Origin of the sequence: Streptomyces sp. NBC_00414, assembly GCF_036038375.1 — a bacterium.
Classification (GTDB): Bacteria; Actinomycetota; Actinomycetes; order Streptomycetales; family Streptomycetaceae; genus Streptomyces.
Genome location: NZ_CP107935.1, coordinates 10,076,999 through 10,091,332, shown reverse-complemented (window position 1 = coordinate 10,091,332; position 14,334 = coordinate 10,076,999). Strand labels below are relative to the sequence as shown.

Genomic DNA, 14,334 nt, shown 5'->3' with positions numbered 1-14,334 from the left:
CATCTGTGGGACAGGGGACGATATCGCCATGGCGGACGGCATGCCGTCGGACGAAGCTGTAGGTGGCGGACCGATCGGGTGCGCCGACAAGGAGCGGAGAGCGGAAGCATGACGAGCGATCTTGTTACGGCCGCGGGTGTGACGGTGCCTGCCACGAAGTTGGCGCGCGAGGCGACGGAGCTGATCCGGGACACCACCGACGAGCTCATCTACCACCATTCACGCCGGGTGTACTTCTTCGGGAGCCTGCGGGGCCGCGAGCGTGACCTCAGCTTCGACGCGGAACTGCTGTATCTCGGGGCGATGTTCCACGACGTCGGTCTGAACGAGGAATTCCATCACAGCGGACGCCGGTTCGAGGTGGACAGCGCGGACGAGGCCAGGCGGTTCCTGCAGTCCTACGGCGTGCCCGAGGACAGCGTCCGCCGTGTCTGGACGGCGATCGCGCTGCACACCACCCCCGGCATCCCGCAGTTCATGGAACCGGAGGTGGCGCTGGTCACGGCGGGGGTCGAGTACGACGTCCTGGGCATCGGATACGACAGTGTCTCCGCCGAGGACCGCGGTGCCGTCGTGGCTCTGCATCCGCGCCCCGACTTCAAGCGCCGCATCCTGGACGCGTTCACCGACGGCATCCGCTCCAAGCCGGAGACGACCTTCGGCAATGTGAAGGCGGACGTCCTGGAGCACTTCGTTCCCGGTTTCGAGCGGGGAGACTTCGTCCGGACGATCCAGGACTCCACGTGGAAGGAGTAGCGCGGCGCGGGCCCCGTGGTCGACGCACGGTCGTCATCGTGGCGTTCGACGGGGTGCAGCTCCTCGATGTCACCGGCCCGGTGGAGGTCTTCACGACAGCCAACCGCTACGGGGCCGACTACGACGTGCGGGTGGTGTCGCCGACCGGCGAGTCCGTCACCACCTCGTCGGGTCTGGTCATCGGTGCCGGTGGACCGCCCGGCAGGTTTTCGCGGCGCCGCAGCACCTTGCTGGTCGCGGGGCAGTCGGACTGGCGCGCGGCGGTGGCCGACACCGGCCTGGTCACGTTGGTCGCTCGGTTGACCGGGCAGGTGGAGCGCGTGGCGTCGGTGTGTGCGGGAGCTTTCCTCCTGGCCGAGGCCGGTGTCCTCGACGGCCGCCGCGCCGCCACGCACTGGGAGCTCGCGGCCCAGTTGGCTGCCGCGTGCCCCCGGGTGCGGGTGGAGGACAACCCCGTCTTCGCGCGGGACGGCCATGTCCTTACGTCAGCGGGTGTCACCGCGGGCATCGATCTCTCCCTGGCCCTGGTCGAGGAGGACTGGGGTGCGGAGATCGCCCGCAGCGTGGCCAGGCAACTGGTCGTCTTCATGGCCCGACCCGGTGGGCAGGCCCAGTTCAGCGCCCGGCTGGCTCCGCGGCAGCCACAGCATCCGTCGGTGCGCCGGGTGATGGACCGCGTCACCGAGGATCCGGCGGCGTCTCACACCCTCACGGCCCTGGCGTCCGCGGCCGGGTTGAGCGGCCGGCACCTGGAACGGCTCTTCCGCACCGAAATCGGTATGACGCCCGGCCGGTACGTGGAGTCCGTCAGGATCGAGGCCGCCCAGGCACTGCTCGAGGACGGTGGCGGCACCGTCGAAGAGGTGGCGCAGCAGGTGGGGTTCGGCTCGTCGGAGTCGTTGCGACGGGTCTTCCAGCGCGTCCTGGGTATCGCCCCGACGCAGTACCGCGCCCGGTTCCACAGCACCGCGACCCCCTGATACAGGGCCGGCACCGGGCCGGTGATGCCTGCGGGCAGATGGCCCCGCTCATCGATGAACAAGCTCACTGACGACCCCTTGTCGCCCTTGTGACGCCTGTGGTTGAGTGACATAAGGCTGGATTGAAACGATTCAATTCTTACGCGAGGCTGTTTCGCGCGGCGCGCCGGGCTGTATGTCATCGATGGAGGCAAGCGTGAGGAAGCGCAGAACGGCTGCCGGGCTGATGCTGGCGCTCGTGACGGTGATGTCCGGTCTGGGTTCGACGCCCAGCGCGGCCGGCGTGCCCCCTGAGGACCCGCAACGGGGCCTGTCGGCAAGCGAATCGGCGCTCGCAGTGAGCGGGCTCAAGGTCGAGCATCAGGTCAGGCCGCTGGGGGTCGACACCGCCAGGCCGAGGCTCAGCTGGCAGGTGTCCCCGGGCCGGAACGCTGCCGGTCGCGCGGGTGTCCGGCAGGTGGCCTACCAGGTCGAGGTGTCGGCAGCGCCCGGTGGCCGGGGCGGGGTCTGGGACAGCGGTCGCGTGCGCTCCGCCAGGTCCTTCGACGTGACGTACAACGGCCCCGCCCTCACCTCGCGTACGCGCTACTACTGGCGTGTACGGGTCTGGGACGGGTCCGCGAAGGTGTCGCCGTGGAGCGGTGAGACACGCTTCGAGACCGCCTTCGTCGATCCCGCCGACTTCCAGGGAACGTGGATCGGAGCGCACGACAAGGCGCCGACGCTGCGGCTCGACGACGCGAACTGGATCTGGTACCCCGAGGACGACCCGTCCGACTCGGCCCCCGCCGGGACGCGCTACCTGCGCCGGAGCTTCGATCTGCCCACCGAAGCTCAGCTCACGACGGCGGAGCTGCAACTCACCGCCGACGACCAGTTCACGCTGTACGTCAACGGCACCCGGGCGGCGAGCTCTCCTCGCGTCGCGGACGCATGGAAGTCGGCGAGCGTCATCGACATCGCCTCGTACCTCCACGCGGGCACCAACGTGCTGGCCGTCGAGGCGACGAACACCAACCAAGGCCCGTCGGGCGTGCTCGGGAGCCTGAACTTCCAGGGGTCGGGAGCGCCCGCCGACCTCGTCACCGACGACAGCTGGAAAGCTTCCGGCTCCTTGGACGCCGGGTGGGAGCAGCCCGCGTACGACGACGGGAAGTGGCCGAGCGCCCTCAAGGCCGCCGCCTACGGCGCAGGTCCCTGGGGCCGGTCGGTGTCGGCTCCGCCGCCCCCCGAGACGCTGCTGCGCGACGAGTTCACCGCCGGCAGGCGCGTCGCGTCGGCACGGGCCCACATCGCGGGCCTCGGCTACAACAAGCTCTACCTGAACGGCAAACGGATCGGCGACCGGGAACTCGAACCCGGATTCACGGTGTACGACAAGACCGTCCTGTACTCGACGTACGACGTCACCGACGCGCTGCGCACCGGCGGCAACGCCGTAGGGGTCAGCCTGGGGCGCGGCTACTACGCGATGGACAACCCGGACGAGTGGAAGGCGTCGTCCTGGTGGGGCGAGCCCAAACTCAAGCTGGAGCTCGACATCACCTACGCCGACGGAAAGCGTCAGCGAGTGGTCAGCGGCGGCGGGTGGAAGGTGTCCGACGGGCCGACGGCCACGCAGTCGCTCTGGTTCGGTGAGACCTACGACGCCCGGGCGGAACAGCCCGGGTGGAACCGTACGGGCTTCGACGACAGCACCTGGCACTCCGCGCTGAAGGTCGACGGCCCGAAGGGCACACTCCGCTCGGAGGACTTCCCGCCCATCAAGGTCACCGACCGGCTGAAGGCCGAGCACACCACCACTCCGGCGGACGGCACCCACGTCTACGACTACGGCAGCCCCACCGCCGGCTGGGCGCGCGTCGGCGTCGAAGGGCCGGCCGGGGCGACGGTCACCGTCACCTACGGCGAGAAGCTGCGTGCCGACGGCACCGTCGACAACACCGGCGCCTTCGGGATGGGGCTGCAGACCTACTCGTACACCCTCAAGGGCGACGGAGTGGAGCACTACCAGCCGAGTTACAGCTACGCCGGTTTCCGCTACGCCCAGGTCGTCGTTCCCAAGGGAGTCACCCTCCGTTCGGCCGACGGGATGAGGGTGCACACCGCGGTGACGTCCACGGGCGGCTTCACCAGCTCGGACGGCCTGCTGAACCGCTACCAGGACGCGCAGGCCGACACGATCCTCAACAACCTGCACTCGATCCCGACCGACACACCCATGTACGAGAAGCGGCCCTACACGGCCGACGGCTTCCTGTTCGCGGACTCGGCGATCGCGAACTTCGACATGCAGAACTTCCTCGCGAACTGGATGCGCTCGCACCGCGACGACCAGAACGCCGACGGATCGATCGGTCCCACCGTCCCCACCACCGAGTCGGGCAAGAAGGTCAAGGACCCCATCTGGTCAGCCAGTTACATCCTCGGCACCTGGGACCTCTTCTGGTACTACGGCGACACCGAGGCGGTCGCCGACAACTACGACGGCATGAAGGCCTGGCTGACGTACTACGAGCACGACATCGCCGCCACCGGCGGTATCTACACCGGCTTCAGCTACGGTGACTGGCTCTCCCCGGAAGGTGCCAACGCTCCTGAGGGCACCCGGCTGTCCGGGACCTCGTACATCTACCTCACCGCGACACGGCTCGCCACGATGGCGAGGGCGCTGGGTCACGACGCCGACGCGCGGCACTTCGAGTCCTTCGCCGCCCAGGTCAAGGACACCTTCAACGCCACGTTCTACGACCCGGACGAGCACGCCTACTACGACAACAGGGACGCGGGCTACCGCCAGACGTCGAACCTTCTCCCGCTGAGTTTCGGCCTGGTGCCCGAGGAGCACCGACGGGCCGTGATCGACAGTCTCGTCGACGACATCCACACCCGTGACGACCATCTGGACACCGGCGCGCTCGGCACCAAGGTGCTCCTGCCGGTCCTCACCGAGGCCGGGCACGCCGACCTGGCGTACACCGTGGCCACCAACCCGACCTATCCAGGCTGGGGTTACTGGTTCGAGAGCCTGGGCGCCACGACCATGTGGGAGGAGTGGAACGCGAACTCGCGCTCGCACGACCACGCGTTCATGGGCACGGTGGACGACTGGCTCTACCAGGGTGTCGCCGGGATCGAACCCGCCGCACCCGGTTACACGAAGGTGAGGATCCGCCCCAGCCTCGTCGGCGACCTGACACACGCCTCCGCCCACGTCGAGTCGCCGTTCGGCCGGATCGCCTCGTCATGGACCCGGAAGAAGGGACAAGTCACCCTGCGCGTCGACGTGCCCGTGGGGTCGACCGCCGAAGTCCTCGTACCGGTGACGGCCCGGCAGAAGGCACACGCACCGGCGGCGGCGAAGGGCGGCGAGCGCAGGGACGGCTACGCCCGCTTCACCGTCGGTGCGGGCAGCCACGTCTTCCGGGTCACCGGCTAGGACGCCAAGGATTCAGGGGCCGGTGCCTGCCCGAGCGGCAGGCACCGGAAGCGGCAGGGCGGTCGACTCGTCGGTCGGGCAGCGGTGGCTAGCGGATCTCTACGCCCGGGCCGTTGTCACCGCTGAGGTTCTCGCCGTACTCGGCCTGTGCCGACGGCGTTCCGAGGTCCACGGGGTTGTGCGCGGCCGACTTCGAAGCCGTCAGGCCGGCTGTCGCGCCGCGCAGCAGCCACACCGCGCCGCCGTTCCTGACCGTGCCGAGGTCCTCTCCCGGCGCGCCGACGGTCAGGTCCGCCTTTCCGTCACCCGTCACGTCGAGCAGCCGCAGCGAGCCGCCGAACACGTCGTTCTTCTCGGCGACCCCCGGCACGTTCGCGGTGTCCTGGTGGAAGGCCTGCGCGCCCGTGCCGGTGAGTCCGCCCCTGCCGCCCTTGAGGAGGACCACGGAACCGGCCTTGGCCACCGAGCCGATCGCCTCACCGGGGACACCCACGGCCAGGTCGGGATATCCGTCGCCGTTCGCGTCGCCCGCGCTCAGCCGCCCGCCGAAGGCGTCGTTCTTCTCACTCACGCCGGGCACGCCCGCGGTCTGCTGTGTGATGGTCTGCGTGCGGGTCTGGCTGGGGCCCGCGGCCGAACCGTAGTAGATCTTGACGGTCCCCGGGTCGTCGACCATCTCGGTGTCGCCGCCCGGGAAGACGCGGGTGGCGAGATCGGCGTAACCGTCCTGGTCGAAGTCGGCGACGGCGGTGGTGCCCGCGGAGGACAGCCGCTGCGAGACCGTGGACAGACCGTCCTTCGTGCCGAGCCAGAGCTTGCCGCCCTCGGCGTGGTTCTCGTAGACGTAGAAGGTCGCGAGGTCCTCGATGCCGTCGCCGTTGAAGTCGCCGGCCGCGGTGGAGCAGATCGTGTTGTCGGAGCTGAACGCCAGTATCTGCTGCTCGCGTGCGGGTGCGCCGGCCCGGTCGAACGGCCCGTAGAGGACGTCGCGGTAGTCGTAGTCCTCGCTGTTGTCCAAGAACAGATCCGTGTGACCGTCGCCGTCGAAATCGCCCGCGGTGATGTCGGCGCCGACATCGGCGTTCGCCGGTGCGCCGATACGGACGGAGTCCTGGCCCGAGATACCCGTCCTGCGGCCCCACAGGACGATCACCGATCCGCCGACGTTGTCTTCGGGACGGTACTCCCGGGTCGTCAGGGCCAGGTCGGTCAGGCCGTCGCCGTCCAGGTCGCGGGGGACCATCGAGTAGCCGAAGACCCCGTTGTCGGCGGAGACACCGGGGACACCCGGGGAGTCCTGGTCGATGACGGTGGTGTGGGCCGTGTCGAGGCCGTTCGCCGAGCCGTAGGTGACCGTGATGTAGCCGGCCCAGGTGTGACCGCCCACCGTGGCGCCGGGGGCGGCCACGGCGACGTCCTGGTAGCCGTCGCCGTTGAAGTCCTCGCGCACGGTGGTGGCGCGGCCCGCGGCGGATGCGGTGCCCGCCACGATCGGCACGCTGAAGGTGCCGATCAGAGCGGCTGCCACGGCTGTCGATACGGCTGGTCGACGGATGCCCACAAGTCCTCCTAGAAGCACACGGCCCCAAGGCCGCGCACGGGTGACATTCGCCTGTGAGACACGCGGCAACGGCGGATGGTTGCGCGGTAAACGGAACATGAACCGATGACACGGAGCATGTAGGCGGGCCGTTCCCGGGGGCGCTCGGTCCCGGAGACCCCGCAGCGGAGACGGTCCGGTCAGTCGGTGCCTCTCACCGGGCGACTCACCCGGTACGGCTCACCCGGTACGGCTCACGAAGCGGCATTGCCGCGCTTGCCGATCAAGTCCCTGTACAGGGCCGCGCGTTCCTCATGGGTCTTCGCCGCGTCCAGTGCGGTCTTCCACTCCTTCTCCAGGTTCTTCAGCCTCTGCACCCAGTCGCCGAACTCGTGCAGGTCGACATGGCGCTGACTCGAAGCGAGGGGGCCTTGGCGCCGGGTCTGTCGTCCTTGTGGCCACCGACCTGGCTCACGGGGTTGCTGTTCTTCTCGCTGCTTGTCAGGCCGTGCTCGTAGCCGTCGGGGGTTCTGCCTCCCGGCCCGGCGGTCTGGATTCCGACCTGCAGCGCGCCGTCGCGCTTGTGAGTCGGCGGCTTGTAGCCCATGAACGCCTGTCCGTACGACTCGTTCGGGAGGATGGTGTCGCCGTGGAAGTCCTTGTTTCCCATGCCTCTGATGGCCAGGGGCAGGCCGTAGAGGTGGCTGTGGGGGGCCAGCCAGTTCTGCACGGTGGCCCCGATCTCGCCCTTCTCGACGAAGCGGCCCCGTGTTCCGTCCTTCTGGTTGTTGCCGATGTCCATGTGATGTGCGCCGAACCCGCGCCGGTACACCGGCTTGTCGGGCGTCGACCTGGGCTCCCAGAACTTCCGGTCCTCCTTGGTGATGTGGAGCCACTGGGGCAGCTCGTAACCGTGCTGGCCGTCGGCCAGTTGGGGAACGCGGATGTTGACGCGTCCGCCGTAGGCCAGCGCGTGGGCGACGTCGTCCTTGAAGTCCTCGTGAACGCCCTCTTCCGGGTTGAAGACCTTCAAGCCCTCCTTCAGGATCAGGAAGATCTTGGTCAGCAGGTCGGTGCCACGCTTGACCCGCTCCCGGTGCTTCTTGGCGTCCGGCACCTTGTCGCTGATACCGGGAGGCAGCATGGTGTCGACGAGGTTCTGGAAGATCTGCTCGTTCCACTCCCCCGTGAGCTGGTCCTTCTCGCGCTGCGGGGTCGCGCCGTCGTGCATGACCATGTGACGGCCGAGCTGGTAGTCCGATCGGCTGGGTTCGACGGTGTCCTTCCCCTTGCCCCGATCGTCGATCTCCTGCTCCCACCGCAGGGTGGCCACGAGCAGGCGTTTGCCCTCCGGCTGCTCAAGCCAGTCCTGGAAAGCGCCCGCCTTCATATAGGACTCCGCTTCGGCACGGGTACGAAGGTTCACTCCTCCCTATCCGGCGACCAATCGAGTGGGGATGTCCGCGGGGGCGACATCGAGGGCAGTTTCCCCGCGCGAGGGGACGCGGGATCCTGCCGATGTCCGACAGGGACCCTTGGGAGGTAACGGGTCGGCACCTTCAGTAGCCCGCGGCCAGTTGCACGACGGCGGCGGCGCCCGCCAGATAGCCGGATGCCACGGCGGCCGCCATGGACGGTGGGACCGAGGTGGCGGCGTCACCGGCCGCATAGAGCCCGGGGACGCCGGTCCGGCACATGGCGTCCACCTTGATCGCTTCGACGCTGAGCATCTCGTCCGGTTCGCTCAGGGACGCTCCGAGGTCGCGGGCCAGCGAAGAGCGCTGGTAGAGGGTCGACTTGACCAGCAGGGCGCCCAGGGGGATTTCGCCGCCGTCGGCGAACACCGCTGCCCGCAGGTCATTTCCCGGCCCGTCGAGGACACTGATCGGCCGTTCGTCCCAGCCCACCCCGCCGATGGCCAACTGCTCGCGTTGCCGGTCGGTCAGTGCGCCGCCGTTGGTCAGCACCGTGATCTGGTCGCTCCAGGCACGCAGGTTCAACGCGCCGTGCACGCCGACCGCACCGGTCGCGAGAACACCCAGAGGGCGATCAGCGACTTCCCAGCCGTGGCAGAACGGACAGTGGAAGACCGCACCTCCCCATCGTTCGTCCATGCCCGGCAGTTGTGGGTAGCGGTAGTCCACGCCGGGTGCCAGGACCATGCTCCGCGCCCGCTCGCGACGGCCGTCGCCGAAGGTGACGTCGAAGCTTCCGTCCTCCTCCCGCACACTGTGGGTGACCTCGCTCAGGTGCAGTTCGACGGACGGATAGGCCAGCAGCTGCGCGCGGCCCTCGGCGTAGAACCCGTCGGGAGGACGCCGATCGTGTCCCAGCAGGCCGCCGATCTCCGCCGCGACGAGGTTGCTCTGCCGGCCGGCGTCGATGACCAGGGTGCTGCGCCGGGCCCGGGCGAGCGTGAGCGCGGCACTCATTCCGGCGGCCCCCGCGCCGACCACGACGCAGTCCTTCATGTCGGTCATACAGGTGTAGTCCTTCTTCATGACACCCAATGAACCAGCCGCTGACGTGCACGGACATACGCGGTTGTCGCGGCTCGATACGCGTTTGTACGGCGGTGCACGGCGGATAGAATCCAGTGGGTGGACATGATCAGCCAAGCCGTCTCCGGCCTCCGGGTGGGGCGTGAGACCGTTCGACGATTCCGTCAGTCGGGTTCGTGGGGCATGCGGTATTCCGGCTTGACCGGGAGCGGTTTCCACGTGGTGCTGCGGGGCACCGGCTGGCTCGTCACCCTCGACGCGCCGCCCGTCGCCCTGAAGCCGGGCGATGTCGTCCTGATCACGTCCGGAGCGGATCACGGGCTCAGTCACGCTCCGTGCCGGCTCGACGGGCTGCCGCAGGTGACGCTGAGTCTGGACCAACCGGCCGCGGGCCCGGCCGACTTCGAGTTCCTCTGCGGCGCCTACCGCCTGGACCACGGCCAGGTGCACCCGTATCTGAAGGTCATGCCGGACCCGCTCGTGGTGACTCCCGACCATGAGCGGTTCCCGGCACTGCGCCCGGTCATCGGCCTGCTCGACGACGACGCGGTACAAGCGCGGGCGGGTACGAGCGTGACACGGTCGGCGCTGCTCGACCTGATGCTCGTTCACGTCCTGCGGCAGTGGCTGGAGGACGAGGACTCGCAAGGCCGGCCCGTGGTCTCCGACCCGGCGATCACCGCCGCACTGCGCACGATCCACGACAGACCGCAGACGCCGTGGACGGTGGCTCAGCTCAGCGAGACCGTGGGCATGTCCCGGGTGGCGTTCACACGACGCTTCTCGTCGGTGGTCGGCAAGCCACCCATGACCTATCTCAGGACCTGGCGGCTCAGTTGCGGCGCCCGGCTGCTACGGGAGACGGACACGTCACTGGCCGCGATCGCCCGGCAGGTCGGCTACTCGACGGAATTCGCTTTCGCAGGTGCGTTCCGCCGCGAGTACGGTGTCTCGCCGGGCCGGTTCCGCCAGGGCGGGGCATAGCCGCAAAGACGCAGTCAGCTCCGCGAACCCGGGCGCTCTTCCGCCTGTGACACCGCGTATCCGGATACGGAAGGCCAGCGCACGGTCAGTACCACCGACTCGTCCTCCGCGACCCACGAGTGGTCCACTCCCTGGCCCCAGACGACATAGTCGCCTTGTTCCTCCAGCAGCACGCTACGACCGGGGAACTCCATGCGGAAGCGACCCGAGATGAGCACCAGGAGGGCTGTGCGCACTTCGCCCTCCACCCACTGCGCCCGCTCCTCGCCTCGTGGGTGGACACCCCACTTGACCTCCACGGCTTCGCTGTGGCGAGGATCGCCGTGCTCCTTGAAGTGACCGAGCAACCATCCCCGGTCCAGGGCCGCGTCCTTGCCCGCGTGGCCCACGTACACGCTGTCTTCCATGTGCCCGAACGCTAGCAGTCGGTTACGGCGTCAGTGGCCGGAGTGATCAGTGTGAGCTTCGACCAGCAGTCTCGCGGCCACCGCGGCTCCGTCGGTACGGATCCTGGGGCCCAGCGCCTCGGCCCGTGCCCGGGTCTCGGGTGCCAGGGCCGTCTTGACCGCGACGTTCAGGGAGTCGTCGGTCAGGGTCGGACCGTCGAGTGCCGCACCGATCTCCAGGTCCGCCACCTGGCCGGCCCAGTACGGGTTGTCCGCCAGCTGGAGCGGTATGACCACCTGCGGCGCGCCCGCCCGTGCGGCCGTCACGGTCGTGCCCGCGCCCCCGTGGTGCACCACCGCGGCCACCCTTCCGAACAGACTCTGATGGCTGACCTCGCCGATGGCGAGGCAGTCGTCCCGGCCGTCGGCCAGGTCCAGGTCCGCCCAGCCACGGGAGACGAGCACACGGTGACCCTGCGCGCGGATCGCCTCGACGGCCCTGCGGGCGATGTCCGGCGCCGGGCGCATGCTGCCGAAGCCCACGTAGACCGGCGGCCCGCCCGCGTCGAGGAACGCCGACAGGTCGGCCGGGAGCGGGCGTTCGTCCGGCAGGTTCCACGCACCCGTCTGTACGACGTCGAGGCCCGGGGTCGCACGCCACGGCCCCAGGACCGGGTCCGCCGCCAGCCACGGCCGGTCGCTGTAGACGTGGTCACGGACGTTGTCCACCGGTGGCAGACCGATCGAGGCCCGGTGGCCGTTGAGCGGCTCACCGAACTGCGCGTCGACGTTGCGGGCGTCCAGCTCCCACAGGGTCCGGACGTCGTCCGCCGCCGGCTCCGGCCAGCCCGGCCGCGGTGGCGGCGCGTGGTATGGCGAGGGCAGGTTGACCGCCGCGTAACACACGTACACGTAACGGACACCCGCGGCCTCGGCCACCGACCGCGCGGCGATCTGTGCCAGACCGGCCGCCACCAGCACGTCACATCCGTCGACCGCCGTGGGGAACACGTCGAACTGCGCGTCGACCATCTCGGTCCGGTACCGGGACAGATCCGCCGCCGACGGCAGGGCCGCCCCGCGCATCATCTCCCGCACCGGCCGCCCGACCGGGAAGAGTTCCACACCGAGACCCGCCAGGCGCCGCGCGAACTCCTCGTCCGGCGGGGCGCACATCCGCACCTCCACGCCGAGTTCCTGCAACCGCACCGCGAGTGCCACCAGCGGTTCGACATCACCACGCGTCCCGTACGTGGACAGCAACACCCGCATTCCGCGCCCTCTTTCGTTCTGCCTTCCCACGCGTCCGCCCTGTGCCCGCCCAGCCTTCGAGCGGTGCACACCGACAGCGCCTGGCCCCGTGCACGTGGTGGCCCTACCCAAGCTGATGCGCAAGTGAACGTTGTTGCAGGGGAGTTGGATGCAGTCGACGCCGGGCGGGCAGCGGCCGGCCGCCACCTGGACCGCTCGCGGACGAGCTCGTCGATCCACAGGCCCTCTCGCGGGGAGCGGTCCTCGTGGCTACGGTGATCGCCAACGTGCCTTTCGGGCCGACGGTACAGCGTCGGCCCTGGGCCGCCCGTACCCGGCCAGACGCACGAGGTTCCCGATTCTCAACACAACCTGAGAGCCACTACATGCATAGATCGGCCAAGCCCGTCCCCGATGTCTCGATCATCCTGCCCTGCGCCGGCTTCGGAACGCGCTTCAGGGCTCCCTACTCGAAGGAGCTGCACTGTCTGGCTCCTGGGGTCACCGTGCTGGACCGCAGCCTGGAGCCCGTCGTCGAACTGGCCAAAAGCGGACTCAACGTGCGTCTGATCGTCGTGTTCGGGACGCACAAGCTGGACACGGTGGGCTATCTCACGCGCTACGCCGACACCTTTCAGATGGTCTTCGTCCACCAGGACCAGTCGTTCGAACCGGATCTCGACGGCGCGATCCGGTCCGCCCTGCCGATGACGCGGGGGCCGGTGGCCCTTGTGCTCCCCGACATCGTTGTCAGCGGTGCCGGCAGCACCGGCAGCCTTCTCGCCGCCCTTCAACAGGTGGAGGTGGCGGGCTGGAGCGTCGTGGCCGCCGAGGAGCGGGATCCCGACACCCTGCGGCAGATGGGCGCGCTGGCCCTGTCCGAGGACGACGGCGTCGTGACCGTCGGGGCGGCCGTCGACAAGCCCGTGGAGCCTTCGGGCTTCAACGCGTTCTGGGGCATGGTGGCGGTCACCGAGGAGGAGGCGCACCGGTTACCCGATGTGGTGAGGAAAGGCGCGGACAGCCCCCTGGCCGGTGCGGTCGCTCTCAAGGTGGAGCAGATCATCAACTACAACACCGTCGCGGGCTGACCTCCCGGCGGCGACGGGTTCGTACGTCCGGATGTGTGAGGAAGCTCCTGGACGTGTGACCAGGCTCCTGGTGGACGGGTTCACGGTCACAATCACCTGTCCGACCAGGAGCTTTCCGCTCTGACGTGGTCAGTAACGGACCGGGAGAGCGAGCAGGCCGCGGGAGCGCATCGACGGCCGCCGGCGTGGTCCTTCCGGCGGAAGGTCGAGCGCGAGCCGGGGAAAGCGGTCGAAAAGCGCGGCGAGCGCGATCTCGGTCTCCATCCGGGCCAGAGGTGCGCCGAGGCAGTAGTGGATGCCGTGGCCGAGGGCGAGGTGGCCGGTCGCGTCGCGGCCGATGTCGAGCCGGTCGGGATCGTCGAAACGGCGTGGGTCGCGGTGTGCCGCGGCCAGGGACAGCAGGACGGTCTCTCCGGCGGGAATGGTCACCCCGCCGATGGTGATGTCCTCGGTGGGGAAGCGGCGGACGGCCAGGGGTACGGGCCCGTCGTAGCGTGCCGGCTCCTCTACCGCGCCGGTCAGTCGGCCGGGATCGGCGCGGAGCGCGGCCAGTTGGTCCGGGTGGCTGAGCAGGGCCAGCGTGGCGTTGCCGATCAGGTGGACGGTGTTCTCGTAGCCGGCGAACAGGATCAGAAACGCCAGGGACATCAGCTCGTCCTCGCTCAGCCGGTCATCGTCGTCGTCCCGGGCGGCGATCATGGCGGAGAGCAGGTCGTCGGCGGGCGCAGCCCGCTTGCCTGCGATCAGCTGCGTGAAGAAGGCCAGCAGGGAGCGGACGGCTCCCTTGGCCCTGTCCGGTCGAGCCGGGTCCGGGGCCACCAGGGCGTCGGTCCAGGACCGGAAGTCCTGCCGGTCGTCCGGGGTCACTCCGAGAAGCTCGCAGATCACGGTGATCGGCAGCGGCGCGGCGTACGAGGCGATCAGGTCGGCGCGGCCCTGCGGTGCGATGGCGTCGAGAAGTGAGTCGGCGGTCTTCCTGATGGGTTCGCGCAGGAGGGCGATACGCCGCGGGGTGAACGCCTGCGATATCAGGCGCCGGATGCGGGTGTGGTCCGGCGGGTCCATGTTGAGCAGATTGGCGTCCAGGGCCGGTGGCAGCGAGAGCCCGTGGTAGCCGCCGGGTGTCGCGTTGCGCTTGTCGAGGGAGAGCCGGGGGTCGGCGATGGCCTGGCGTATGTCGTCGTAGCGCGTGACCAGCCAGGCCGGAAGTCCGTCCGTCCCGGTGATGCGGTGCACAGGTCCGGCTTCGCGCAGCCGCGCGTACACGGCGTACGGGTCCGTGTTCAGCTCGGCGGGGTCAACGAGGGGCGACTGGCCGGGTGTTGAGGATGGCATGCTCTCCACCCTAGACAGGGCGGGCCGAGCACCCCTGCCCGTGTGGGGGCCGCCGTGTGGACGGGCATGGG

At 69.3% G+C, this 14,334-nt stretch carries 12 protein-coding genes; 5 read left to right on the top strand and 7 right to left on the bottom strand.

Annotated elements, in window-relative coordinates:
- Positions 1-108: 108 nt before the first annotated feature.
- From OHS59_RS43170 to OHS59_RS43160, 3 genes are all read left to right on the top strand, one after another.
- Positions 109-756 (top strand): HD domain-containing protein, encoded by a 648-nt coding sequence (locus OHS59_RS43170; protein ID WP_328498807.1) that lies wholly within the window; start codon positions 109-111, stop codon positions 754-756.
- Positions 744-1,736, top strand: coding sequence for a GlxA family transcriptional regulator (locus OHS59_RS43165; RefSeq protein ID WP_328498806.1), 993 nt, complete (start codon positions 744-746; stop codon positions 1,734-1,736). The genes OHS59_RS43170 and OHS59_RS43165 overlap by 13 nt, the downstream gene beginning before the upstream one ends.
- Before the next feature lie 196 nt (positions 1,737-1,932).
- Positions 1,933-5,175, top strand: a complete 3,243-nt coding sequence (locus tag OHS59_RS43160; protein WP_328498805.1) for a family 78 glycoside hydrolase catalytic domain — start codon at positions 1,933-1,935, stop codon at positions 5,173-5,175.
- 88 nt (positions 5,176-5,263) lie between these two features.
- On the opposite strand, the gene OHS59_RS43155 is transcribed toward OHS59_RS43160, so the two are convergent.
- From OHS59_RS43155 to OHS59_RS43140, 4 genes are all read right to left on the bottom strand, one after another.
- Positions 5,264-6,703: an FG-GAP-like repeat-containing protein gene (locus tag OHS59_RS43155; RefSeq protein ID WP_328498804.1), complete on the bottom strand. Its 1,440-nt coding sequence runs from the start codon at positions 6,701-6,703 to the stop codon at positions 5,264-5,266.
- Positions 6,704-6,969: 266 nt separating this feature from the next.
- Positions 6,970-7,092, bottom strand: a complete 123-nt coding sequence (locus tag OHS59_RS43150; protein WP_328498803.1) for a hypothetical protein — start codon at positions 7,090-7,092, stop codon at positions 6,970-6,972.
- Positions 7,080-8,141 carry a hypothetical protein gene (locus OHS59_RS43145; protein ID WP_328498802.1) on the bottom strand — a complete coding sequence of 354 codons (1,062 nt, stop codon included), beginning with the start codon at positions 8,139-8,141 and terminating at the stop codon, positions 7,080-7,082. Before OHS59_RS43145 ends, OHS59_RS43150 begins: the two co-directional genes overlap by 13 nt.
- Before the next feature lie 133 nt (positions 8,142-8,274).
- Positions 8,275-9,216, bottom strand: coding sequence for an NAD(P)/FAD-dependent oxidoreductase (locus OHS59_RS43140; protein WP_328498801.1), 942 nt, complete (start codon positions 9,214-9,216; stop codon positions 8,275-8,277).
- Between the two features lie 105 nt (positions 9,217-9,321).
- Between OHS59_RS43140 and OHS59_RS43135 the strand changes: the two genes are divergently transcribed.
- Positions 9,322-10,200 (top strand): AraC family transcriptional regulator, encoded by an 879-nt coding sequence (locus OHS59_RS43135; RefSeq protein WP_328499575.1) that lies wholly within the window; start codon positions 9,322-9,324, stop codon positions 10,198-10,200.
- A gap of 14 nt (positions 10,201-10,214) precedes the next feature.
- Here OHS59_RS43135 and OHS59_RS43130 read toward each other — a convergent pair whose 3' ends face one another.
- Positions 10,215-10,607, bottom strand: a complete 393-nt coding sequence (locus tag OHS59_RS43130; protein WP_328498800.1) for a signal peptidase I — start codon at positions 10,605-10,607, stop codon at positions 10,215-10,217.
- Between the two features lie 30 nt (positions 10,608-10,637).
- Positions 10,638-11,858: a glycosyltransferase gene (locus OHS59_RS43125; protein ID WP_328498799.1), complete on the bottom strand. Its 1,221-nt coding sequence runs from the start codon at positions 11,856-11,858 to the stop codon at positions 10,638-10,640.
- A gap of 365 nt (positions 11,859-12,223) precedes the next feature.
- Here OHS59_RS43125 and OHS59_RS43120 point away from each other — a divergent pair, with 365 nt between their 5' ends.
- Positions 12,224-12,928, top strand: coding sequence for a hypothetical protein (locus tag OHS59_RS43120; RefSeq protein WP_328498798.1), 705 nt, complete (start codon positions 12,224-12,226; stop codon positions 12,926-12,928).
- A 129-nt stretch (positions 12,929-13,057) separates the two neighbouring features.
- Here the strand turns inward: OHS59_RS43120 and OHS59_RS43115 are convergent, their stop codons facing one another.
- Entirely contained in the window at positions 13,058-14,263 is a 1,206-nt protein-coding gene (locus OHS59_RS43115) for a cytochrome P450 family protein (protein ID WP_328498797.1), read from the bottom strand.
- Between the last annotated feature and the right edge of the window lie 71 nt (positions 14,264-14,334).

Coding starts and splice junctions, on each gene's coding strand:
- OHS59_RS43130 (WP_328498800.1), bottom strand. CDS start 10,607: ATGGAAGACAGCGTGTACGTGGGCCACGCGGGCAAGGACGCGGCCCTG.
- OHS59_RS43125 (WP_328498799.1), bottom strand. CDS start 11,858: ATGCGGGTGTTGCTGTCCACGTACGGGACGCGTGGTGATGTCGAACCG.
- OHS59_RS43120 (WP_328498798.1), top strand. CDS start 12,224: ATGCATAGATCGGCCAAGCCCGTCCCCGATGTCTCGATCATCCTGCCC.
- OHS59_RS43140 (WP_328498801.1), bottom strand. CDS start 9,216: ATGAAGAAGGACTACACCTGTATGACCGACATGAAGGACTGCGTCGTG.
- OHS59_RS43170 (WP_328498807.1), top strand. CDS start 109: ATGACGAGCGATCTTGTTACGGCCGCGGGTGTGACGGTGCCTGCCACG.
- OHS59_RS43135 (WP_328499575.1), top strand. CDS start 9,322: ATGATCAGCCAAGCCGTCTCCGGCCTCCGGGTGGGGCGTGAGACCGTT.
- OHS59_RS43115 (WP_328498797.1), bottom strand. CDS start 14,263: ATGCCATCCTCAACACCCGGCCAGTCGCCCCTCGTTGACCCCGCCGAG.